This window comes from Sulfitobacter sp. AS59, assembly GCF_038899995.1.
In the GTDB taxonomy this organism is placed as follows: domain Bacteria; phylum Pseudomonadota; class Alphaproteobacteria; order Rhodobacterales; family Rhodobacteraceae; genus Sulfitobacter.
In genome coordinates this window covers 791,178-813,584 of record NZ_JBBMQK010000001.1, presented here as the reverse complement: position 1 = coordinate 813,584, position 22,407 = coordinate 791,178, and the positions used below count along the sequence as shown (strand labels likewise).

Below are 22,407 nucleotides of genomic sequence, written 5' to 3'. Positions count from 1 at the left end.
GTGGCTGCGCCACATTACATTTTCGACGCGCGTTGAAACGTGAGCCTACCTGAATGAACGGCGTGGGCGGTGAGACGTCGGATGCTCCGCAGGGAGTTTATTTGGCAAAATGAAATAGCTTGAAATGCAACTTTAGGTCCGTTTTTTGCCGCTGACCCAGACGTCTTGGATTGCGCGATCATCGCCCATCATGATGGTGGCAAAGAGCTTATCCCAGATGGTTTCGGCATTGGCTGCTCTTTGCGCGATGGCAGGGGTAGAGGAGAGGTTGAGCACGGTTATGTCAGCCTCGAGCCCCGGGGACAGGCTGCCGATCTTGTCATGCAGGTGCAAGCTGCGCGCGGAGCCGGCGGTGGCGAGCCAGATCAACTGGGCGGCATGCAGCGGCGTGCCACGCAATTGACCAATCTCGTAAGCCGCAGCCATAGTGCGCAGCATCGAGAAGGACGATCCGCCACCGGTGTCCGTGGCCAGCCCAATGGGGATATGGCGCGCAGCGAGGCCTGCCATGTCAAACAGCCCCGACCCGATAAAGGTGTTTGAGGTGGGGCAATGGACGATCGCGGCCCCGCTATCGGCGATTTGGTCGATCTCGCGCGGTTCAAGGTGGATTGCATGGCCGAAAACGGCGCGGTCGCCGAGCAGGCCATGTTCCTCATACGTATCTAAATAATCGCGGGCATGGGGGACAAGGTCGCGGACCCACGCGATTTCATCGACTTGTTCGCTGAGATGGGTTTGCATCAGGCAATCGGGCCGCTCGGACCAGAGCGCGCCTAAAGCTGCAAGCTGATCCGGGGTTGAGGTCGGGGTGAAGCGCGGGGTGATGGCATAGCTGGCGCGGCCCTTGCCATGCCAGCGGTCGATCAGGGCCTTGCTGTCATCATAGGCCGATTGCGCGGTATCGCGCAGACCCTCTGGCGCGTTGCGGTCCATACAGGTTTTGCCTGCCACGATCCGCTGACCGCGCATTGCGGCCGCGTCAAAGATCGCATCGACGCTGTGCGGGGTGATCGTTGTATAGCTGCTGACCGTTGTGGTGCCATGGGCAAGGGTCAGGTCCAGATAGCGCCCGGCAATCTGGGTGGCGTAGCCAGGATCGGACAGGCGCATTTCCTCGGGGAAAGTATAGCGATTGAGCCAGTCGATCAGTCGCTTGCCCCAACTGGCGATGATCGCTGTCTGTGGGTAATGGACATGGGCGTCGACAAAGCCTGGGCAGATCAACGCATCGCCATAATCGGTGACCTGCGCAGTCGGGTTGGCCTTGCGCAACGCCTCTGCTGGGCCGGCGGCAGCGATATGGCCGTCCTTGATCAGGACCCCGCCGGCAGTGTCGATTGACACCGTGTCCTCCCACGTTTGTGAAAGGGGATTGCCCGAAAAGAGCAGGGTGTGGCCGAGGAGGAGGGTGCGCTGTGTCATTGGCCCATCTTAGGCCTTTGTGAGGGGAGGGACAATTGGCCTGATACGCCTTTCGCACCATTGTATCCCCGCTTGGCGGCGCTTATTGTTAGCGCAAATCATTATGGGGGCGCGCTATGTCTGATGAATCGCAAGAACTGGAACTGGCGCCCGAAGCAGAAGACGAAGCCGAGGCCTATAAGCTGAATAAAAAAGCCGTTGCCTCGATCCTTTATGCGGTCGAGATTGATGATGCCGAGCGCCTGACCGAGCTGATGGAGCCGCTACACGCGGCGGACATCGCTGACCTTTTGGAACAAATCAGCAGTTTCGAGCGGACCAAGCTGATCCGGCTGTATGACCGCGAGTTTGACGGGGAAATCCTGTCGGAGCTTGACGACTCTATCCGCGAGGAAGTCATCGCGATCCTGACGCCGCAGGTTTTGTCCGATGCCGTGCGCGACATGGATAGCGACGATGTCGTTGACCTGATCGAAGACCTTGAGGATGCGCAGGCCGAGACGATTTTGGATGCGTTGGAAGACGTGGATCGGGCCGCGGTCGAGCAGGCGCTGACCTATCCCGAATATTCCGCCGGTCGTTTGATGCAGCGCGAGGTCGTGATGGCCCCCGAACATTGGACGGTGGGCGAGGCGATTGATTTCCTGCGCAAAACCCCCGAAGACGACCTGCCGGACCAGTTTTATCACATCGTGATGGTCGACCCACGGATGCATCCCGTCGGCAACGTGACCTTGGGCAAGCTGATGCGGTCAAAACGTGGCACCATGTTGCGCGATATTCTGGAAGACACGTTTCAAGTCATTCCAGCCACGCGGGACGAGGGCGATGTGGCCTATGCGTTCAACCAGTATCACCTGATTTCGGCGCCAGTTGTCGATGACGAGGGGCGGCTGATCGGGGTAATTACAATTGATGACGCCATGGCCGTTCTGGACGAGGAACACGAGGAAGACATCCTGCGTCTGGCCGGTGTGGGCGAGGGGTCATTGTCGGACCGTGTGATTGAAACGACCAAACAGCGCCTGCCGTGGTTGGCCGTGAACCTGATAACCGCAATCGCAGCATCGATGGTGATTTCCCAGTTTGAGGTCGCGATTGCGCAGATCGTGGCGCTGGCCGTGTTGATGCCGATTGTGGCGTCCATGGGCGGCAATGCAGGAACGCAAAGCCTGACCGTGGCCGTGCGCGCGATTGCGACGCGCGATTTGACCGGATCGAACGTGTGGCGGGTGATCCGGCGCGAATGTTTGGTGGGCTTGGTCAACGGGGTGATCTTTGCGGTGATCATGGGCATCGTGGGGGTGATTTGGTTTGGATCGCCCGCGCTGGGCTATGTGATTGCGACGGCGATGGTGATCAATATGGTCGTGGCCGGGTTGGCGGGCACCGGCATCCCGATTGTGCTGGAACGGATCGGCGTTGATCCGGCGCTTGCATCTGGGGCCTTTGTGACGACGGTAACGGATGTGGTCGGCTTTTTCGCCTTTCTTGGGCTGGCCGCGGCTGTGTTGCTGTGACCGATCTGGCCGCGATCAAAGATGCGGCGCGCAAGGCGGCGTTTGCCCGTCGCAAGCCGCTGTTTGACGCGGCCAACGACGCGCAGGCTGGATACCTAAGCGAGGTTCTAGCGGGCTATCGCGGCGTGCCCCTGTCCGGTTTCATGCCGATCCGGACAGAGATTGACCCGCGACCCGCCATGGCAGAGGCGTCTGCCCATGGGGTGGTGGGCGTGCCCGTAATTGCCGCTGCGGGCGAACCTTTGCGCTTTTCCCGCTGGACGCCCCAGGCGGCGATGACCAAGGGGCCGTTCGGTGCTCAGGTCCCTATGGTCGAGGATTACTTTGATCCGGAAATTCTGATCGTGCCCCTACTGGCCTTTACGCGGGGCGGCGATAGGCTGGGCTATGGTGGCGGGTTTTATGATCGCACCTTGGCGCAGTTGCGCGCGCGGCGCGCGACGCTGGCGATTGGTTTTGCCTTTTCGGGGCAACAGGTCGATGACCTGCCGTTAGAGCCTACAGATGAACCGCTTGACCTGATCGTGACCGAAACGGGTGTGATCGATATAAGGCGATGATGTTGACCGCTGCGATCCTTGGCGCTGTCGTCCTTGCTGCGGCGCTGCTGTGGTCGGGCCCCCTGCGCAGGTCCACCACTTGGGCGGCAATGACCACGCCACTGGCCTCGATCATCGGTAGCGGTTTTCTGGTGCTGGGTCCGATCCTTATGGCGCAATATGGTTGGGCTGCGCCGCTGGTGATGGTCGCCCTTTGCGCGGTCGCCTATCTGTTCGGGGCCGCGATCCGGCACAACATGCGCAGAATTGAAGCGGGGGAAACCCTGCCGCAGGGGCTTGAGGCCGCATCGTCTTGGGCGCTTAGCTTTGCCTATATCGTGTCGGTTGCATATTACCTGAACCTGCTTGGGGCTTTTGGCGTCAGCCTGACCGCGTTTGACAGCGATCTTGGGGCCAATCTGCTGACCACTGCCGCCTATCTGGTGATCTTGGGTGTTGGCTGGACCCGTGGTTTTGCGTCGCTTGAGCGGATGGAATATGTCAGCGTCACCATCAAGCTGGCGATTATCGCAGGGCTTCTGGTTGGGCTGAGCGTGTTCTTTTGGGGCAAGCTGCAAGCAGATGCGCTTAGCCTGCCGCCCGTGCAGCAAACTGGGTGGGCCGCGCTTACACTTGCCTTTGGTCTGATTGTCACGGTCCAAGGGTTTGAGACATCGCGCTATCTGGGGGACAGCTATGATACCGCCACGCGCGTGCGGTCGATGAAAGGGGCGCAGGGGCTGTCGACGGCGATCTACATGATTTATATCCTGCTGCTGGTCTATATCTTTCTGCCCCAAGACTTGGACCTGAGCGAAACAGCGATCATCGATTTGATGGCCGTCGTCGCACCTATTTTGCCGGTTTTGCTGGTTATTGCCGCCTTGGCGGCGCAGTTTAGCGCGGCGGTGGCCGATACCAGCGGGTCTGGTGGGTTGATGTCCGAACTGTCCGGCAGGCGGATCACACCGCGCTTGGGATATGTGCTGCTGACGGCGTTCGGCTTGGTGCTGACATGGGCGGCGGACGTGTTTCAAATCATCAGCTACGCCTCGCGGGCGTTCGCATTTTACTATGCGTTGCAAGCGGCCATTGCAGCGATCAGCGCGGGCAGGCACGGCGCTGGCCCCCGCAGCATCGGGTTTGCGCTTTTGGCGGCACTGGGCTTTGCCATCGCGGTGTTTGGTCACGCCATCGAAGGATAACAACGCCGCGTTTTGCCCCTGCGGCTAAATTTCCAGCGCGCAGCCCCTTGCCCTTGTCCGCGTCGCGGCCTAACGCTTGGGGCATGAAAATACTCTTTCTTGGCGATGTCATGGGCCGTGCTGGCCGCCGTGCAATTAGCGAAAACCTGCCCCGTCTGCGCAAAGACTGGAAGCTGGATTTTGTCGTGGTGAATGGCGAAAACGCCACCTCGGGGATGGGGCTGTCTGGCCTGCATGCGAAAACCCTGCTTGAGGCTGGGGCCGATTGTCTGACCCTCGGCGATCATGCGTTCGACCAAAAAGACATGCTTAGCTTTATCGAGCAGGAACAGCGTATTATCCGGCCTTTGAATTTCTCGAAAAATGCGCCGGGCAAGGGTGCGCGCCTGTTCACGGCACAGAACGGTCGCAAGGTACTGGTCGTTCAGGCGCTTGGTCAGGTGTTTATGAAACGCCCCTTTGATGATCCGTTTTCAGCGTTGGAGCCGGTGCTGAAAACCCACCCCTTGGGCGGCTTAGCCTCGGCCGTGATTGTCGACATGCATTGCGAAGCCACATCCGAGAAAATGGCCATGGGTCATTGGTGCGACGGGCGGGCCAGCCTTGTCGTGGGCACCCATACCCATGTGCCCACATCTGATGCAATGATCCTGCCCGGCGGGACGGCCTATTTGTCCGATGCGGGGATGTGCGGCGATTATCATTCCGTCATCGGGATGGAGAAAACCGAACCCCTGCGCCGCTTTATCACCGGCATGCCCAAAGACCGCTTTACCCCCGCCAATGACGAGGCAACCCTGTCAGGCGTCTACATCGAAACCGATGATCGCACCGGCAAAGCGACCCGTATCGTGCCGGTACGCCAAGGCGGCAAACTGCAACAAAGCGCCCCGTGACACGCGCACAAGTCGCCTTTTACACGGCGTTTTTGGCTGTGCTGGGGGCGGGCTGGGGCTTTACCCAACCAATGACCAAGATTTCGGTCAGCACCGGCTATCAGCATTTCGGGCTGGTGTTCTGGCAGATGGTGATTGGTGCCGTGTTCATGACGGTGATCAACGTCGCGCGCCGCAAACCTCTGCCTTTTGGCCCGCGCTATCTGCGGCTGTATTTGATCATTGCGGTGATCGGCACCGTGCTGCCGAACTCGGCCTCTTATCAGGCGGCGGTCTGGCTGCCGTCGGGGGTGCTGTCTCTGCTGCTTAGCCTCGTGCCGATCTTTGCCTTTCCCATCGCGCTGGCCATGGGGCTGGATCATTTCAGCTATCGCCGCCTTGCCGGTTTGGCATGCGGGTTGGTGGGGGTGCTTTTGCTGGTGCTACCGGGGGCCGATGTATCCATGAACCTGCCGCCATTCTGGATCGCGATCGGGCTGATCGCGGGCCTGTGCTATGCGATCGAGGGGAATATCATCGCCAAATGGGGCACCCTTGATCTGGGTGCCTTTCAGGTGTTGCAGGGGGCCTCTATCGTTGGGGCCGTTTTGACCCTGCCGCTGGCCCTGATGACCGGCCAGTTTATCGATCCGACCCCACCGTGGGACACCGCACAATGGGCGCTTGTGGCGTCATCGCTGGTCCATATGGCAGTCTATGCGGGCTACGTGTGGCTGGTCGCGCGGGCAGGTCCGGTCTTTGCGGTGCAGGTCAGCTATCTGGTAACGGGGTTTGGCTTGATCTGGGCCAAACTCATCCTATCCGAAACCTATGCCCCGACGCTGTGGATCGCGCTTGGCATCATGTTTGCGGGCCTGTATTTGGTGCAGCCACGGCCCAAAGCGGCGCTTGCCCAAACTGCAGCAATCGGCGAAACTGACGGCTAGCTCATACCTCCTTGATAGGCTGGATATACCTCGAATGGACCTTCTGAACCTGTCGCAAAGCACCTCTGCGATGCTCGCGCTCGCGATCGTTGTGGTGATGTTTATCATGTTCCTGCGCGAATCCCTCCCGACCGAGGTTGTCGCGCTGACCGGTGCCGCGCTGATGCTGGCCCTTGGCATTCTACCCTATGACGACGCGCAGGCGGTGCTGCAAAACTCCGCCCCGTGGACGATTGCGGCGATGTTCATCGTGATGGGCGCGCTGGTGCGCACCGGTGCCTTGGACGTGTTGACGCGTCTGGCTGAACGCTATGCCAAAACCAATCCGAAAACGACGGTGGTCGGCGTGATCATTGCCGTCATGGCGGCCTCGGCGATTATGAACAACACGCCTGTTGTCGTGGTGATGATCCCGGTGGTGGTGCAGCTTAGCCAGACCTTGGGCACCAAAGCCTCCAAACTGCTGATCCCGCTTAGCTACGCTGCGATCATGGGCGGCTCGCTGACCCTGATCGGGACCTCGACCAACCTGCTGGTTGACGGCGTGGCCCGCAGTCAGGGGCTTGAACCCTTTGGCATTTTTGAAATCCTTCCCATCGGCCTGGTGGTCTGCGCATGGGGTCTGATCTATATGGCGGTCTTCGCGCCCCGGCTGTTGCCCGCGCGCGATAGCATGGCCAATATGCTGTCGGACCGCTCAAAGATGAAGTTCTTTACCGAGGCCGTGATCCCCCCTGAATCCAACTTGATCGGCCGCGATGTGCTGGACGTGCAATTGTTCAAACGCGAAGGGGTGCGGCTGGTCGATGTGGTGCGCGGCGACCAATCCTTGCGCCGCGATCTTGCCGCGGTCCAGCTTCAGGTCGGCGACCGCGTGGTTTTGCGCACGCAAATTACCGAGCTGCTCAGCCTGCAAGCCAACAAGGAACTCAAGCGCGTCGATCAGGTGTCGGCGGTTGAAACCTCAACGGTGGAGGTGCTGATCACGCCAGGCTGTAAAATGGTCGGCCGCTCGCTGGGCGCGCTGCGCCTGCGCCGCCGCTACGGGGTCTACCCGCTGGCCGTGCACCGCCGGAACCAGAATATCGGGCGTCAACTGGACGAACTGATCGTCAAAGTCGGCGATACCCTCCTGCTCGAAGGGGCGATGGAGGACATCCAGCGCCTCGCCTCCGACATGGATATGGTCGATGTCTCGCAACCCTCTGCCCGGGCCTTTCGCCGCGGGCACGCGCCCATCGCGATTGCGGCCCTTGCTGGCATTGTTATCCTCGCGGCCCTCAACGTGGCCCCGATCCTGCTGCTGGCAGTCATCGCCGTGGCCCTTGTGCTGGTCACCGGCTGCATTGATGCAGACGAGGCATTTACCTTTATCGACGGGCGATTACTTGCGCTGATCTTCTCGATGCTGGCCATCGGGGCAGGGCTACAGAATTCGGGCGCGATCAATCTCATCGTCGATAACATTGCGCCGTTCCTCGGAACGCTGTCGCCCTTCTATGTGATTTTCTCGGTCTTCCTGCTGACAACCATCCTGACCGAGATTGTGTCGAATAACGCCGTTGCCGTCATCATGACCCCCATCGCCATCAGCCTTGGCACCGCCCTTGGCATGGACCCGCGCCCGCTGGTGGTTGCGGTCATGATCGCCGCCTCGTGCGCATTCGCAACACCCATCGGCTACCAAACCAATACGCTGGTCTACGGCCCGGGCGGCTACCGCTTCACGGACTTCATGCGCATCGGCATCCCGCTGAACCTCACGATGTCCCTGCTGGTCTCCTCGGTCATCCCACTCATCTGGTAGGGCGGCCCCCGTTCTCTGGCTCAAAATATCCCGGGGGTCTGGGGGCTGGCCCCCATTTTGTGCTGTGTATGGGGGCTGGCCCCCACTCCTCGCCTTGATCAAATCACAACGGCCAGAACACCAAAATTGCCGGGATAGAAACCGCAACCACGATGATTTCAAGCGGCAAACCCATCCGCCAATAATCCCCAAAGGAATATCCACCCGGCCCCAAGATCAAGGTGTTGTTCTTATGCCCGATCGGGGTGAGGAACGCGCTTGAGGCGGCTACGGCGACTGCCATCAGAAACGGATCAGGCGAGACGCCTAAGGTCTGAGCCATCTGAATGCCAACGGGTGCGGCGACGATGGTGGTTGCCGTGTTATTCAGCACATCTGACAAGGTCATCGTCACAATCATCAACACCGTTAACACGACCCATGCTGGCAACCCCTCGGTCAACCCTATCAAGGCACCGGCGATCAGCTCGGTCCCGCCGGATGTCTCAAGTGCGGCACCCAAGGGGATCATGGACCCCAGCAACACCACGACGGGCCATTCGATATGGGTGTAGAGTTCTGACAGGGGCACGATCTTGGCCAGGACATAGGCCACGACGACCAGCCCAAGGGCGACGGGCAGGTAGATCAGCCCGAAACTGGCCGCTGTGACAGCGCCGCCAAACAACCCGATGGCCAACCAGACCTTGCTATTCTCAGTCACCGCAAGGCCGCGGTCGGCGAGGGGGAGCACGCCGAGCCATTCAACCACATGGGCCGCGGTGTCGCGCGGTACGAGCAACAGCAGGATATCCCCCGCCCGCAAGTCGGTTTTACGCAGCTGCGCGGTGATCTTTTTGCCTTGCCGTGAAATGCCCAGCAGCACCGATCGCTGCCGCCATGCAAGACCGACCGTTTGGGCCGACCGCCCGTTCAGGCGGGAATCGTTGGTGACGACCACCTCGATAATCTCGACCCCTTCGCCGTCTGCGCGCAGCAAGTTATTGCGCGTGCTGTCCGCAACGAGCAAATCCAAGGTGCTGCGAAACTCGTCTAGGGCATCTGGCGTTGCCTCAATCACTAAAGCGTCACCGGCTTGCAGCGCGACGTTGCGTGCTTGGCCATACACGCGGCGGCCATCGCGGATCAGGCCCAGCATTGCCACGTCGGATTTATCCGCGGCCCCTTGCAGTTCTGCCAGACGTTTGCCGATCTGTTTGCTGCCCTTTGGCACTGTCAGCTCGGCGATATATTGGGACAGATCCTCGGGCTTGAGGGCGCTGTCATCGCGCGCGGGGATCATGCGCCAACCGACCAGTGCGACAAAGGCCAGACCGGAAATTGCGGCGATCCCGCCCACGGGGGCGAAATCAAACATGCCAAAGGGCGCGCCCAGCGATTCCTGCCGGATTGATGCGATGATGATGTTGGGCGGCGTGCCAATGAGCGTGACCATCCCGCCCAGAATTGTCGCAAAGCTGAGCGGCATCAGGCTCAGCCCCGGATTGCGCCCCGCCTTGCGCGCGGTTTGTATGTCGACGGGCATCAGCAATGCCAGCGCCGCCACATTGTTCATAAAGGCGGATAAAACCCCACCGATCAGGCCCATCAACGTGATATGCGCGCCCAAGCTGCGCGACGCATCAACCATAGTGCGCGTGATCAGCAGCACGGCCCCCGACCGCACCAGCCCAGCCGAGACGACCAACACAAGCGCCACAATCAGCGTGGCAGGGTGGCCGAACCCGTCAAAGGCATTCTTGCTGTCCACCACCCCCAGCACCACCGCGATCATCAACGCGGAAAAAGCCACCAGATCATAGCGAAAGCGCCCCCAAAGCAGCATGCCAAAGACGGCGGCGAATAGGGTGAACAGGATAATCTGGTCTTGGGTCATGGGGCGGGTCACTTAAATTGAGGTTTTCATCCAAGCCCTAGCAGTCGGAATGGGGGCTGTCTGCCCCCAAACCCCCGAGGATATTTGTAAGCCAGAGAAGTTGAGACGTGCAGATGCGCCGTGGCTTGTTCGTGGGCAAGCGCTGGCCTATAAGGCCACAGTTCCGGAATTACGCAGACGAGGTTACCATGGCAGGCCACTCAAAATGGGCAAACATCCAGCACCGTAAAGGGCGTCAGGATAAGTTGCGCGCGAAGGTGTTTTCGAAGATGTCGAAAGAGATCACCGTTGCCGCCAAAATGGGTGACCCCGACCCCGATAAAAACCCGCGTTTGCGTCTGGCGATCAAAGAAGCCAAATCGGTTTCCGTGCCCAAGGATGTGATCGACCGCGCGATCAAGAAATCCTCGGCGGGCGAGGGCGAAGATTACGAAGAAATCCGCTATGAGGGGTATGGCCCAAATGGTGTGGCTGTCATCGTCGAGGCGATGACCGACAACCGCAACCGCACGGCGTCGACGGTTCGGTCAACCTTTACCAAAAACGGTGGCAATCTGGGCGAAACCGGCAGCGTCGGCTTTATGTTCGACCGCAAGGGCGAGATTACCTATCCGGCGAGCGTGGGCGATGCGGACACTGTGATGATGGCCGCAATCGAGGCCGGTGCCGAGGACGTAGAAAGCACGGAAGAGGGCCATGTGATCTGGTGCCTTGATACCGATCTGAACGATGTGGCCACGGCATTGGAAGCAGAGTTGGGCGAATCCGAGAGCACCAAGCTGGTGTGGCGCCCCACCACCACCACCGAGATGGATCTGGAAGGCATGGAAAAGCTGATGAAGCTGATCGATGCGCTGGAAGATGACGATGACGTGCAACGCGTCACCACAAATTTCGAAGCCTCGGACGAGGTGATGGAGCAGCTTTAAGCCATCTTTCTAGAAGCAGCTTGGCGTTAAGACGTAAAAAAGCCGCCCTCCACTATCGGGGGCGGCTTTTTTGTAACCGGGTAATGAATCTTTAGCGGTTAGCCGAACATCCGCGCCATGCTGAAAAATACACCGGGCTGACGGGATTTTTCCGCTTTTGCTGCGGGCTTTTGCTGCGTGATGTTGGACAGCGCGCGTTTGACATCGTTCAAGCGCGTCAATGCTTTTGCACCGCCGGCGCTTGCCTGAACGCTTAGTATTTTGGCCTGCGTATGAAGCGCCGATTCAATAAGCGCTAATTCGCTTTGGCTGATTTCCAGCTTCTGTTTTTCGTCTGACATGACATCTTTCCTTAAATCCATTTTGGTCAGATAGGTATTGTTGTTGGGTTTCGCCAGAGGATACGCGCGAGATCACGAATTTGTTTCATGCGCATTCGCAAAAATCCGCCGTCAAGGGGTGCGGACCGGCTAAGTCGTGTTTCTGTTTGCGTTTTTCAGCTGCGATGTTAGGGGTATTTCTGTTTCAACGAGGGTCTGATGAACGCATTTTTACCTGGCTTTGCCCTGAGTTTGACTTTGATTTTGGCAATCGGGGCGCAAAACGCCTTTGTTTTGCGGCAAGGTTTACGCAAAAGCCACGTGTTCTGGGTGTGCCTGACCTGTGCCGTATCGGATGCCGCGTTGATCGCTGCGGGCGTTGCGGGGTTCGGGGCGTTGGGGCAGGCGGTGCCATGGTTCGAGCCGGTGATGCGCTATGGCGGGGCGGCGTTTCTGATCTGGTATGGCGCGCAAAATGCGCTTTCTGCCTGGCGCGGAGGAGAGGCGCTTGAGGCCGAAGGTGCAGGCCCGCTGACCTTGCGCCGGACGCTGTTGACGTTGCTGGCGCTGACCTGGCTGAACCCGCATGTGTATCTTGATACGGTGGTCTTGCTGGGGTCGATTTCCGCGCAATATGACAACCGGCTGGCCTTTGGGGTTGGGGCCGTCATGGCCAGCTTCGTGTTCTTCTTTAGTCTGGGGTATGGCGCGCGTTTGCTAAGCCCGCTTTTTGCACGGCCGCGCAGTTGGCAGATCCTTGACGGATTGATCGCGCTGACGATGTGGGCGATTGCGGCCAAGTTGCTGCTGATGTGATCTTGTGATTGCCGCGCGGTTGGGGAATGAAGGACGCATGAGTACCAAACCCCCACAACGCCCCGTCATCGGCATTTTCTGGATGGTTGTCACCGGATTGCTGTTCATCTGCGTCACGGCACTGGTGAAATATGTGGGGCCACGTCTGCCCGCAGCCGAGGCGGCGTTTATCAGATATGGTTTTGGTCTGGTGTTTTTGCTGCCAGCAATCGGTGCCTTGCGGGCCGCGCATTTGACCCGTCGCCAATGGGCGTTGTTCAGTGTGCGGGGCGGATTGCACGGGATCGGCGTGATCTTGTGGTTTTTCGCGATGACCCGCATTTCCATCGCCGAAGTGACCGCCATGAACTATCTTGCACCGATTTACGTGACCATTGGTGCGGCGCTGTTCTTGGGGGAAAAGCTGGCGCTGCGGCGGATGATTGCGGTTGTTCTTGGCTTGGTCGGTGCCGTCATTATCCTGCGCCCCGGGTTTCGCGAGCTTGCGATGGGGCATTACGCGATGTTGATCGCGGCGGTGGTGTTTGGCGGGGCATATCTGTTGGCCAAAGTGTTGGCGGACGAGGTGAAGCCATCGGTCGTGGTGGCGATGATGTCGCTGTTTGTCACGCTGATGCTGGCCCCCTTTGCGCTGCCTGTCTGGATCGCGCCCACATGGCAAGAGCTGGGTATTCTGGCCGCTGTGGCCTGCTTTGCGACGGCGGGACATTACACGATGACCCTAGCCTTTGCTGCTGCACCGCTGACGGTCACCCAACCGGTCACGTTTTTACAGCTGGTCTGGGCCACCGCCCTAGGCGCGTTGGTCTTTGCCGAACCGATTGATATCTGGGTGATCATCGGCGGCTTGGTGATCTTGGGCTCGGTGACCTTTATCACCTGGCGCGAGGCGATGTTGAACCGCCAGATCACCCCGGCCAGCCCCGCGACCAAGCTGTAAGCGACGCGAAAATCAGCGCGTCAGCAGGCCTGTGAAGTCGGTTATTATTGACTAGCGGGTCAATAACCCTACATCTGTTCCAAGCACCGGAATCATACCGACCGGAAACGTTGAGGAACGACAATGCCCAAGCTTGGAATGGAACCGATCCGCCGCGATGCGCTGGTCAAGGCGACGATTGCCGAAATCGGGGCCGCGCAGTCGCTGGATGTAACCGTTGATCAGATCGCGCGACGTGCCGGGATGTCCAAGGCGCTGGCCCACCACTATTTCGGCGGCAAGGATCAGATTTTCCTCGCGGCGATGCGCTATATCCTGTCGGAGTATTCGGCCGAGGTGCGCCGCGAACTGCGCAAGGCCAAAACGCCAGCGGCCCGCGCCGAGGCGATTATCAGGGCCAGTTTCGACGAAAGCTTTTTTGATCCGGCGACGGTCAGCGCGTGGATGACGCTATATGGATCGTCGCGCACCAATGTCGAAACCTATCGTTTGCTGATCGTCTATCAGGCGCGGCTGCGGTCAAACCTGACCCACGCTTTGCGCCCGATTTCAGCGCAGCCCGAACAAGACGCCGAAACCCTCGCCGCGTTGATCGACGGCTTGTATCTGCGCGCGGCCCTTTCTGACACTGGCAGCGCGCCTGCTGCCTGCGCGCAAGCACTGTCCCTTTTGAACATTCTGATCGGAAGCAAACCATGACCAAGCCGAATATCCTGATCCTCATGGTTGACCAGTTGAATGGCACGCTGTTTCCTGATGGTCCGGTCGATTGGCTGCATGCCCCGAACCTCAAAAAACTGGCGGCGCGGTCGACGCGGTTCAAGAACGCGTATACCGCCAGCCCGCTGTGCGCGCCGGGCCGGGCGGCGTTCATGTCAGGCCAATTGCCAAGCGCGACAGGCGTCTATGACAACGCGGCGGAATTCCCGTCGAGCGTGCCGACCTATGCGCACCACCTGCGCCGCGCGGGCTATCAAACTTGTCTTTCGGGCAAGATGCATTTCGTCGGCCCCGATCAGTTGCACGGGTTCGAGGAACGGTTAACCACCGACATTTACCCTGCCGATTTCGGGTGGACGCCGGATTACCGCAAACCCGGCGAACGCATCGATTGGTGGTATCACAACATGGGGTCGGTCACAGGCGCTGGCGTGGCCGAGATCAGCAACCAGATGGAATATGACGATGCCGTCGCGTTCGAGGCGACGCGCAAACTGTATGATCTATCGCGCGGGCTTGATGACCGTCCGTGGTGCATGACGGTCAGCTTTACCCACCCGCATGACCCCTATGTGGCGCGCAAGAAATATTGGGATCTGTACAACGACTGCGAGCACCTGATGCCGCAGGTCGGTGATCTGGGCTATGACGCGCAAGACGCCCATTCCAAACGCATATTTGATGCGAATGACTGGCGCAGCTTTGACATCACCGAGGATAATATCAAACGGTCCCGCCAAGCGTATTTCGCGAATATCAGCTATCTTGACGACAAGATCGGTGAGATTTTGCAAACGCTTAAGGATACCCGCCAAGAGGCGATTATCGTCTTCGTCTCGGACCATGGCGATATGCTGGGCGAACGCGGCCTTTGGTTTAAGATGAGCTTTTATGAAGGCTCGTCCCGCGTGCCGATGATGATAGCGGCCCCGCAGATGGAACCCGGTTTGAACGAAACGCCTGTCAGCAATATCGACGTCTGCCCGACCCTTTGCGATCTTGCGGGTGTGTCGATGGACGAGGTGATGGAATGGACCACGGGCCAGTCGTTGGTGCCCATGGGGCAGGGGGTGGAACGCACCGAACCTGTCGCCATGGAATACGCCGCCGAAGCATCTTATGCCCCGATGGTATCGCTGCGCTATGGCAAGTGGAAATACAACCGCTGCGCGCTGGACCCCGATCAGCTGTTTGATCTGGACGCCGACCCGCACGAGCTGACCAATCTGGCCGAAGTTCCCGCGCACCAAGGCACCCGCCAAACCCTGCGCGCCAAGGCCGACGCCCGCTGGGATCTGGATGCCTTTGACGCCGATGTGCGCAAAAGCCAGGCCCGCCGCTGGGTGGTTTACGAGGCTTTGCGCAAGGGCGGCTATTACCCTTGGGATTACCAGCCCCTGCGCAATGCGTCCGAACAATACATGCGCAACCATATGGACCTAAACGTGCTAGAAGATAACAAACGCTTCCCGCGCGGCGAATAGACTTCCACCGCAATTGAAATCCACCGACCAGACCGGCACCGAAAAGCGAGAACCCTATGCAAACCCAACCAACCGCCAGCCACTTTATCAACGGCGCTTATGTCGAAGACACCAATGGCACGCCCATCGACGTGATCTATCCCGCCACCGGCGAAAAGATCGCAACCGTTTATGCAGCGACGCCCGCGATTATCGAACAGGCGCTTACAGCCGCCCGCGACGCCCAAGCCGCATGGGGTGCCATGACCGGGACAGAGCGGGGCCGCATCCTGCGCCGCGCCGCCGATATCATGCGCGAACGCAATCACGACCTGTCGATCCTTGAAACCTATGACACCGGCAAACCCTATCAGGAAACATCGGTTGCCGATGCCACCAGCGGTGCGGACGCGCTGGAATATTTCGGCGGTATGGCCGCGACGCTGACCGGCGAACACATCCAACTGGGCGAAGACTGGGTCTATACCCGCCGCGAACCGTTGGGCGTCTGTGTCGGTATTGGCGCATGGAACTACCCCACGCAGATCGCCTGTTGGAAGGGTGCCCCCGCGCTGGCTTGCGGCAATTCGATCATCTTTAAACCGTCCGAGACCACGCCGCTATCCGCATTGAAAGTGGCCGAGATTTTGGTCGAGGCGGGTTTGCCCGCGGGTCTTTACAACGTTGTGCAAGGCATGGGCGAAGTAGGTGCCGCATTGGTCACCGACCCGCGCGTCGACAAAGTATCGCTGACCGGATCGGTGCCCACGGGCCGCAAGGTTTATGCCGCTGCGGCCGACGGGATGAAGCATGTCACGATGGAACTGGGCGGCAAGTCCCCGATCATTGTGTTCGAAGACGCCGATATCGAAAACGCCGTGAGCGGTGCGATTGTGGGCAACTTCTACAGCTCCGGTCAGGTCTGTTCCAACGGCACACGTGTGTTCGTACATGCGGATATCAAAGAGGCGTTTCTGAAACGTCTGGCCGAACGTCTGGACAATGCGGTGATCGGCGATCCGATGGACCCCGACACCAGCTTTGGCCCGATGGTGTCAAAGCGCCAGCTGGATATCGTGCTGGGCTATATCGACAAGGGCAAGGCGGAAGGCGCGCGTCTGGTCTATGGTGGCAATGCGATTGACGGCAAAGGGTTCTATATGCAGCCAACCGTCTTTGCCGATGTCACCGACGACATGACAATTGCCCGCGAAGAGATTTTTGGCCCGGTCATGTCCGTGCTGGATTTCACCGACGAAGACGACGTGATGGCCCGTGCCAATGACACCGAATTCGGTTTGGCCGCTGGCGTGTTCACCCGCGATCTGTCCCGTGCACACCGCGTTGCGGCGAACTTTCAGGCGGGCACCTGCTATATCAACACCTATAACGACGCGCCCGTCGAGGCCCCGTTTGGCGGCATGAAAAACTCGGGCGTTGGTCGCGAAAACTCCAAAGCGGCGATCGAACACTATAGCCAGTTGAAATCCGTCTATGTGCGCATGGGCGATATGGAAGCACCCTTCTAATGGTCGGACTGCCAGAACCAGAGGCGCAACACCCGCGCATGAACCGGGTTGATGTCCTGAAATGGGTCGCGACAGTTGTCCAACTGGTTGGCTACGGGCTGACGGGGATGGGGCTGCAACCTTGGAACGTGTTCGCGTTTTTCGCGGGCATTGTTCTGTGGTTTGCGGTTGGTGTGATGTGGAAAGATCGCGCGATTATGGTGGTGCATGTTGGTGCATTCCTGTCGCTGCTGATCGGATATGTGAGCGTGAATTGATGCAAGCTGAATTTATTATTGTTGGCGCAGGCAGCGCCGGATGCGCGATGGCGTACCGTTTGGCCAAGGCCGGGCGCAAGGTATTGGTGATCGAACATGGCGGTACCGATGCAGGCCCGTTCATCCAGATGCCTGCGGCCTTGTCCTATCCGATGAACATGAAAACCTATGACTGGGGTTTTTCATCCGAACCCGAACCGCGTTTGGGCAACCGCCGTCTGGCGACTCCGCGCGGCAAGGTGATTGGCGGATCATCGTCGATCAACGGCATGGTCTATGTGCGTGGCCACGCCGAGGATTATAACCATTGGGCCGAACAAGGGGCCGATGGCTGGGGCTTTGCCGATGTGCTGCCCTATTTCAAACGGATGGAGCATTGGCATGACGGCGGTCATGGCGGCGACACGGAATGGCGCGGCAAAGACGGTCCGCTGCACGTGTCGCGCGGCCCGCGCAAAAACCCGCTGTTCAAGGCCTTTGTCGAGGCTGGCAAACAAGCCGGTTACGAGGCGACCGACGATTACAACGGTGAAAAGCAAGAGGGCTTTGGCCCGATGGAGCAGACCGTGTATGGCGGGCGGCGCTGGTCCGCAGCCAACGCCTATCTGCGCCCCGCGCAAAAGACCGGCAATGTTGAGGTGATCCGCGCACTCGCACAACGTGTGGTGATCGAAGATGGCCGCGCCGTTGGTGTTGAAGTGCTGCGTGGCGGCAAGACCGAGGTGCTGCGCGCCAGTGGCGAGGTGATCCTTGCCGCGTCCTCGATTAACTCGCCCAAGCTGTTGTTGCTGTCTGGCATTGGGCCAGCCGCGCATTTGGCGGAACATGGCATTGAGGTCGTCGCGGATCGCGCCGGTGTGGGCCAAAACCTGCAAGATCATCTTGAACTGTACATCCAGATGGCGGCAAGCCAGCCGATTACCCTCTACAAACACTGGAACCTCGTTTCCAAAGCCGTCATCGGCGCGCAATGGCTGTTCACCAAAACCGGTCTGGGCGCGTCCAACCAGTTTGAATCGGCGGCGTTCATCCGGTCCAAGGCGGGGATCAAATACCCTGACATCCAGTATCACTTCCTCCCCATTGCCGTGCGCTATGATGGCAAGGCAGCGGCGGAAGGGCACGGGTTTCAGGCCCATGTCGGCCCGATGCGGTCGACCTCGCGTGGGTCCGTCTCGTTGCGTTCGGGCGACCCTGCCGATACGCCGAAAATCGTGTTCAACTATATGTCGCAGGACCGCGATTGGGAGGAGTTCCGCAATTGCATCCGCCTGACCCGCGAGATTTTCGCCCAAGACGCGTTCAAACCCTTCGTGAAAGGCGAGATTCAGCCCGGTGCCGATGTGCAAACGGATGACGAACTGGATGCCTTTATCCGTGAACACGCCGAAAGCGCCTATCACCCTTGTGGCACCTGTCGCATGGGGCGTGCGGATGATCCCGATGCGGTTGTCGATCCGCAAGGCCGGGTGATTGGTGTGGATGGCCTGCGCGTCGCGGACAGCTCAATCTTCCCGCGGATCACCAACGGCAATCTGAACGGGCCGTCGATCATGGTCGGTGAAAAGATGTCCGACCATATCTTGGGGATCGATCCATTGGCCGCTGCGAATGATGAACCTTGGATTAATCCGAATTGGGAAACATCGCAGCGCTAAGTCGCGCCGGGATATTAAAAGTTAACTCGAATTAACAAATGCCATTGATTGGGGCCGTCAAACGCTCCAGTCATGGCGCATGTTAAAGCTTTGTTCACTTTTGTGTATCGTGCTCAGCACGGCCATTGTCAGCGGACCCGCTCAGGCGGCGGGCAAACGCATCACTGGCACCATTCAGGTCATTGACGGCGACACATTTGATGTGGGCGGCACGCGTGTGCGCCTGTTCGGCATCGATGCGCCTGAGGGCGATCAAACCTGCACTGATGCGCGCGGCGATGAACTGCGCTGCGGCGCGTTCGTGACCACGCAGGTGCGCGATGCTTACCAAGGCAAGCAGACCGTGTGCCGACAGATTGATACAGATCGCTACGGGCGCAGTGTGGCGCGCTGCGTGGTGGGGAATGTCGATGTCGGGCAAAACCTTGTTGCTAGCGGGCTGGCCTTTGCCTTTGCCGAATACTCTCGCGATTATATCGCCGTGGAAAAATCCGCGATCCGGGCGGGGCGCGGCATTCACGCCTACACGATGATCCGCCCGTCAGCATTCCGCGCCCAAAAACGCGCGGCTCGGGTTGCGAGGGCCAAAACGCCGGCGCATGTCGGGCAAAATGGCTGCACGATCAAGGGCAATATCAGCACCAAAGGCGTGCGCATTTTCCATGTGGCGGGCCAACGCGACTATCAACGCACCGCGATCCGCACGGATAAGGGCGAACGTTGGTTCTGTTCCGCAAGTGAGGCGCGCGCGGCAGGCTGGCGTGCCGCACGGCGCTGATTATTCCACCTGATAGGGCAATACATCGCGCAAATCAGGATCGACAACCAACTGCCGTTCAAGCGGCGGAACAGACCGCTGGTGGCAGCCCTTACGCTCGCAAATTCGGCAGGAAATCCCGATAGGTTCAAAGGCGGATGCGCGGCTGGTGTCCATCCCGTCGGCATAGACCATGGCCGCCGCATGGCGCACCTCGCAGCCCAATGAAATCGCATAGCGCCGCACCGGCGCGCCGAACCGTCCGGCGGGTTTCGAGATGTCGCGCGCCAATGAAATATAGCGCACCCCATCGGGTGTTTCGGCAAGCTGTCGTAGGAACCGCCCCGGTGTTTCGAACGCGCTATGCACATTCCACAACGGGCACGCCCCGCCAAACCGGGCAAATTGCAACCGCGTGGCCGAATGGCGCTTGGTGATCGTACCCGCCTGATCGACGCGCACGAAAAAGAATGGAATACCCTTCGATCCGGGCCGTTGCAGCGTCGACAAGCGATGGGCGACCTGCTCAATCGACGCGCCAAATTGCCCTGCCAAGATCTCGAGGTCATGACGGCATTCTTGCGCCTTGGCCAAAAACGTCTGGTAGGGCATCAGCGCCGCGCCCGCGAAATAATTGGCCAGCCCGATTTTGGCGATGTCCCGCGCGGCACCGCTGTGAAACCGCGCCAGATCAAGCGTCGCCTCAAGCAGGCTGTTCTGCCGCGTCATGGCCGTCTGGAACAGCAGTTGAAACAGTTGCGTTTCTTGCGGGGCACGTGATGAGATGTGCAAAACCCCCGCGTTCGGATCATAGCGGCGCAAGGCCGCCATATCGTCAAAGCTGACCTTGATACCCACCGCCGTCAGCGCGGCTATCGCCGTGGCCTTCAGCGTTTTGCCATCGCTGTTGGCACGGGCGAAATGTTCGGCGGCGCGGTCAACCGCATCAATATAGTTATCACAGTAATGAAAGAAATCGCGCACTTCCTCCCATGGGCTGGGGGAGGCACGGGCATCTTCGCGGCCCAATGCCTCGTCCAGATAGGCAAGGCGTTCATGGGTCTGGCGATGGCTTTGGTGCAGCTTGATAAAGGCCCGCGCCAGCCCCGGCGCGTTTGATGCGGCAAGCTGAAGATCGGCCAGCGGCAGGGTGTCGCCTTCGAACAAGGGGTCTGCCAAAATCTCGCGCATATCGCTGACCAAGCGTTGGCTGTCACCGCTCGACAGTTCAGTCACGTCCATCCCAAACTCGGACGCAAGCGCCAGAACCACCGTCGTACTGACGGGACGGTTGTTATTCTCCATCTGGTTCAAATAGGGCAGGGACACGCCCAGCTTGGCGGCAAAATCCTTTTGCGTGCTGCCAATCTTGGTGCGCAATTCGCGCAGTTTCGCGCCAGCATAAAGCTTTTGTGTTGCCATCCGGATCAGGGCCTTTGCAAATTTGCAGATAGGCCCATGCTAGCTTTGCAAAGTAGCGCCGACAAGGTCTGTCGTCAGCGGATGCCCAGCATCTTTTCGCGGCGGATCACAACCAAGATCGACGCAACCCCGGCCACAGCCGTCCCCAGCATGATCCACAACAGCGGATAGGCTCCGGTTTCTTTGCTCAGCAATGATCCGGCCAGAATGCTAAGCCCGGCACCCCCGCCAATCATTACCGCGCCACCCAGACCCGATGCAGTCCCGGCCAGATGCGGACGCACGGACAGCAAGCCCGCCGTCGCATTGGGGATGCACAGCCCGTTACCAAGCCCGACCAGCGTCATCATGCCAAAGAAGGATATGGGGCTGCCGTAGCCCGCAAGAAAGATCAGCATCGACACGGCACCGCCCACAGCATTGGCCAGACAGCCACACAGCACCAGCGTGTTGACCCCCCATTTGGTGGCCGTGCGCGCGGTGATAAAGTTACCTATGAAATACCCGATGGCCGGTGCCCCGAAGTACAGGCCAAGCTCGGCGGGCTCCATCCCAAAGACTTCGCTGCCCACAAAGGGCGCGCCGCCCAGATAGGCAAAGAATGCGCCCGAACAGCAGGCCGCCGCCATCGAATATCCCCAAAACCGGGGCGATTTGAACAGCTCGGGGTATTCGCTGAATTGCTGGCGCATGGTTTTGCCCGACCGAACCGATGTTTCGCCCAAGTCGTACCATGTCTGTGCAAAGACGATCACGCCGACCAAGAACATGGCCCAAAAGGTCGCCTGCCAGCCGAATGCCTGATCCAACACGCCGCCGATTGCGGGCGTGATCATCGGCACCACGGCCATCCCCATGGTGACATATCCGATCATCGACGCGGCTTTGTCTTGGGTGAACATATCACGCACGACCGCGCGGCTTAGCACCATGCTGACGGCGATGATGGCCTGCGCACAGCGGCAAATCAGAAACACAAATGCCGTCGGTGCATAGATACAGCCAAGCGTGGCGATCATGTATATGACCAACCCCCACAGCAAGACGTTGCGCCGCCCCAGATTGTCGGACACGGGGCCAATGATCAGCTGCAAGCCTGCGCTGAACAGCAAATAGAGGGGCACAGACAGCTGCATAACGCTATAGTCTGTATCGAAATACACCGCCATTGATGGCAGGCTGGGCAGGAACATGTTCATCGCCAGCGCACCGATGCCTGACAATAGGATCAGCGTGGAAATATGCGGAGGGCTGGTCTTGTCCAAAAAGCGGACAGCGTTTTCACTCTTCATGCAAATCAGTTATGCCTGTGGTTTGTTATTGTCTATGACCTTCCTCACAGTTTGCGTATTTGCAGTTTGCACAAGTGTGGCTGAATATACTTTGCAAATTTGCTAAAAGA

20 protein-coding genes are annotated in these 22,407 nt (G+C 59.3%); 15 read left to right on the top strand and 5 right to left on the bottom strand.

Annotated features, from left to right (window positions below):
• Positions 1-132: 132 nt before the first annotated feature.
• Complete coding sequence (gene guaD / locus WNY39_RS04060) at positions 133-1,425, bottom strand: guanine deaminase (protein ID WP_342844245.1); 1,293 nt, start codon at positions 1,423-1,425, stop codon at positions 133-135.
• 116 nt (positions 1,426-1,541) lie between these two features.
• Between guaD and mgtE the strand changes: the two genes are divergently transcribed.
• From mgtE to WNY39_RS04030, 6 genes are all read left to right on the top strand, one after another.
• Complete coding sequence (gene mgtE / locus WNY39_RS04055; protein WP_342844243.1) at positions 1,542-2,945, top strand: magnesium transporter; 1,404 nt, start codon at positions 1,542-1,544, stop codon at positions 2,943-2,945.
• Entirely contained in the window at positions 2,942-3,505 is a 564-nt protein-coding gene (locus WNY39_RS04050) for a 5-formyltetrahydrofolate cyclo-ligase (protein WP_342844241.1), read from the top strand. Before mgtE ends, WNY39_RS04050 begins: the two co-directional genes overlap by 4 nt.
• Complete coding sequence (locus WNY39_RS04045) at positions 3,505-4,689, top strand: hypothetical protein (protein ID WP_342844368.1); 1,185 nt, start codon at positions 3,505-3,507, stop codon at positions 4,687-4,689. Before WNY39_RS04050 ends, WNY39_RS04045 begins: the two co-directional genes overlap by 1 nt.
• An 83-nt stretch (positions 4,690-4,772) precedes the next feature.
• Entirely contained in the window at positions 4,773-5,585 is an 813-nt protein-coding gene (locus WNY39_RS04040; RefSeq protein ID WP_093914444.1) for a TIGR00282 family metallophosphoesterase, read from the top strand.
• Positions 5,582-6,511, top strand: coding sequence for a DMT family transporter (locus WNY39_RS04035; RefSeq protein ID WP_342844238.1), 930 nt, complete (start codon positions 5,582-5,584; stop codon positions 6,509-6,511). Before WNY39_RS04040 ends, WNY39_RS04035 begins: the two co-directional genes overlap by 4 nt.
• A 34-nt stretch (positions 6,512-6,545) precedes the next feature.
• Positions 6,546-8,318, top strand: a complete 1,773-nt coding sequence (locus tag WNY39_RS04030; protein WP_342844236.1) for an SLC13 family permease — start codon at positions 6,546-6,548, stop codon at positions 8,316-8,318.
• Between the two features lie 103 nt (positions 8,319-8,421).
• Here WNY39_RS04030 and WNY39_RS04025 read toward each other — a convergent pair whose 3' ends face one another.
• Positions 8,422-10,194 (bottom strand): SLC13 family permease, encoded by a 1,773-nt coding sequence (locus WNY39_RS04025; protein ID WP_342844234.1) that lies wholly within the window; start codon positions 10,192-10,194, stop codon positions 8,422-8,424.
• Positions 10,195-10,382: 188 nt separating this feature from the next.
• Between WNY39_RS04025 and WNY39_RS04020 the strand changes: the two genes are divergently transcribed.
• A complete protein-coding gene (locus WNY39_RS04020; RefSeq protein ID WP_341234918.1) occupies positions 10,383-11,123 on the top strand; it encodes a YebC/PmpR family DNA-binding transcriptional regulator in 741 nt (246 codons plus the stop codon).
• Between the two features lie 98 nt (positions 11,124-11,221).
• Here the strand turns inward: WNY39_RS04020 and WNY39_RS04015 are convergent, their stop codons facing one another.
• The gene (locus WNY39_RS04015) at positions 11,222-11,464 is read right to left on the bottom strand and encodes a hypothetical protein (RefSeq protein WP_341234917.1); all 243 of its coding nucleotides are present in this window, start codon (positions 11,462-11,464) and stop codon (positions 11,222-11,224) included.
• A 198-nt stretch (positions 11,465-11,662) separates the two neighbouring features.
• On the opposite strand from WNY39_RS04015, the gene WNY39_RS04010 reads away from it, so the two are divergent.
• From WNY39_RS04010 to WNY39_RS03975, 8 genes are all read left to right on the top strand, one after another.
• On the top strand, positions 11,663-12,259 hold the full coding sequence (locus tag WNY39_RS04010; protein WP_342844231.1) for a LysE/ArgO family amino acid transporter: 597 nt from the start codon (positions 11,663-11,665) through the stop codon (positions 12,257-12,259).
• A gap of 37 nt (positions 12,260-12,296) precedes the next feature.
• On the top strand, positions 12,297-13,199 hold the full coding sequence (locus WNY39_RS04005) for a DMT family transporter (protein ID WP_342844229.1): 903 nt from the start codon (positions 12,297-12,299) through the stop codon (positions 13,197-13,199).
• Positions 13,200-13,322: 123 nt separating this feature from the next.
• The gene (betI, locus tag WNY39_RS04000; RefSeq protein WP_341234914.1) at positions 13,323-13,898 is read left to right on the top strand and encodes a transcriptional regulator BetI; all 576 of its coding nucleotides are present in this window, start codon (positions 13,323-13,325) and stop codon (positions 13,896-13,898) included.
• Entirely contained in the window at positions 13,895-15,403 is a 1,509-nt protein-coding gene (gene betC / locus WNY39_RS03995; protein ID WP_342844226.1) for a choline-sulfatase, read from the top strand. Before betI ends, betC begins: the two co-directional genes overlap by 4 nt.
• 56 nt (positions 15,404-15,459) lie before the next feature.
• Positions 15,460-16,911: a betaine-aldehyde dehydrogenase gene (gene betB, locus WNY39_RS03990; RefSeq protein WP_342844224.1), complete on the top strand. Its 1,452-nt coding sequence runs from the start codon at positions 15,460-15,462 to the stop codon at positions 16,909-16,911.
• Positions 16,911-17,168: a DUF6552 family protein gene (locus WNY39_RS03985; RefSeq protein WP_342844222.1), complete on the top strand. Its 258-nt coding sequence runs from the start codon at positions 16,911-16,913 to the stop codon at positions 17,166-17,168. The genes betB and WNY39_RS03985 overlap by 1 nt, the downstream gene beginning before the upstream one ends.
• Positions 17,168-18,826: a choline dehydrogenase gene (gene betA, locus WNY39_RS03980; RefSeq protein WP_342844220.1), complete on the top strand. Its 1,659-nt coding sequence runs from the start codon at positions 17,168-17,170 to the stop codon at positions 18,824-18,826. The genes WNY39_RS03985 and betA overlap by 1 nt, the downstream gene beginning before the upstream one ends.
• Before the next feature lie 79 nt (positions 18,827-18,905).
• On the top strand, positions 18,906-19,604 hold the full coding sequence (locus WNY39_RS03975; protein WP_342844218.1) for a thermonuclease family protein: 699 nt from the start codon (positions 18,906-18,908) through the stop codon (positions 19,602-19,604).
• Here WNY39_RS03975 and WNY39_RS03970 read toward each other — a convergent pair whose 3' ends face one another.
• A complete protein-coding gene (locus tag WNY39_RS03970; protein WP_341234908.1) occupies positions 19,605-21,005 on the bottom strand; it encodes a short-chain fatty acyl-CoA regulator family protein in 1,401 nt (466 codons plus the stop codon).
• 74 nt (positions 21,006-21,079) lie between these two features.
• Positions 21,080-22,297: a multidrug effflux MFS transporter gene (locus WNY39_RS03965; protein ID WP_341234907.1), complete on the bottom strand. Its 1,218-nt coding sequence runs from the start codon at positions 22,295-22,297 to the stop codon at positions 21,080-21,082.
• Positions 22,298-22,407: the final 110 nt, after the last annotated feature.

Excerpts from the sequence above, each read along its gene's own strand:
- WNY39_RS03965 (WP_341234907.1), bottom strand. The coding sequence starts at position 22,297 with ATGAAGAGTGAAAACGCTGTCCGCTTTTTGGACAAGACCAGCCCTCCG.
- betB (WP_342844224.1), top strand. The coding sequence starts at position 15,460 with ATGCAAACCCAACCAACCGCCAGCCACTTTATCAACGGCGCTTATGTC.
- WNY39_RS04025 (WP_342844234.1), bottom strand. The coding sequence starts at position 10,194 with ATGACCCAAGACCAGATTATCCTGTTCACCCTATTCGCCGCCGTCTTT.
- betC (WP_342844226.1), top strand. The coding sequence starts at position 13,895 with ATGACCAAGCCGAATATCCTGATCCTCATGGTTGACCAGTTGAATGGC.
- WNY39_RS03975 (WP_342844218.1), top strand. The coding sequence starts at position 18,906 with ATGTTAAAGCTTTGTTCACTTTTGTGTATCGTGCTCAGCACGGCCATT.
- betA (WP_342844220.1), top strand. The coding sequence starts at position 17,168 with ATGCAAGCTGAATTTATTATTGTTGGCGCAGGCAGCGCCGGATGCGCG.
- WNY39_RS03970 (WP_341234908.1), bottom strand. The coding sequence starts at position 21,005 with ATGGCAACACAAAAGCTTTATGCTGGCGCGAAACTGCGCGAATTGCGC.
- WNY39_RS04005 (WP_342844229.1), top strand. The coding sequence starts at position 12,297 with ATGAGTACCAAACCCCCACAACGCCCCGTCATCGGCATTTTCTGGATG.
- guaD (WP_342844245.1), bottom strand. The coding sequence starts at position 1,425 with ATGACACAGCGCACCCTCCTCCTCGGCCACACCCTGCTCTTTTCGGGC.
- WNY39_RS03985 (WP_342844222.1), top strand. The coding sequence starts at position 16,911 with ATGGTCGGACTGCCAGAACCAGAGGCGCAACACCCGCGCATGAACCGG.
- WNY39_RS04045 (WP_342844368.1), top strand. The coding sequence starts at position 3,505 with ATGTTGACCGCTGCGATCCTTGGCGCTGTCGTCCTTGCTGCGGCGCTG.
- WNY39_RS04015 (WP_341234917.1), bottom strand. The coding sequence starts at position 11,464 with ATGTCAGACGAAAAACAGAAGCTGGAAATCAGCCAAAGCGAATTAGCG.
- betI (WP_341234914.1), top strand. The coding sequence starts at position 13,323 with ATGCCCAAGCTTGGAATGGAACCGATCCGCCGCGATGCGCTGGTCAAG.
- WNY39_RS04010 (WP_342844231.1), top strand. The coding sequence starts at position 11,663 with ATGAACGCATTTTTACCTGGCTTTGCCCTGAGTTTGACTTTGATTTTG.
- WNY39_RS04020 (WP_341234918.1), top strand. The coding sequence starts at position 10,383 with ATGGCAGGCCACTCAAAATGGGCAAACATCCAGCACCGTAAAGGGCGT.
- mgtE (WP_342844243.1), top strand. The coding sequence starts at position 1,542 with ATGTCTGATGAATCGCAAGAACTGGAACTGGCGCCCGAAGCAGAAGAC.
- WNY39_RS04040 (WP_093914444.1), top strand. The coding sequence starts at position 4,773 with ATGAAAATACTCTTTCTTGGCGATGTCATGGGCCGTGCTGGCCGCCGT.
- WNY39_RS04030 (WP_342844236.1), top strand. The coding sequence starts at position 6,546 with ATGGACCTTCTGAACCTGTCGCAAAGCACCTCTGCGATGCTCGCGCTC.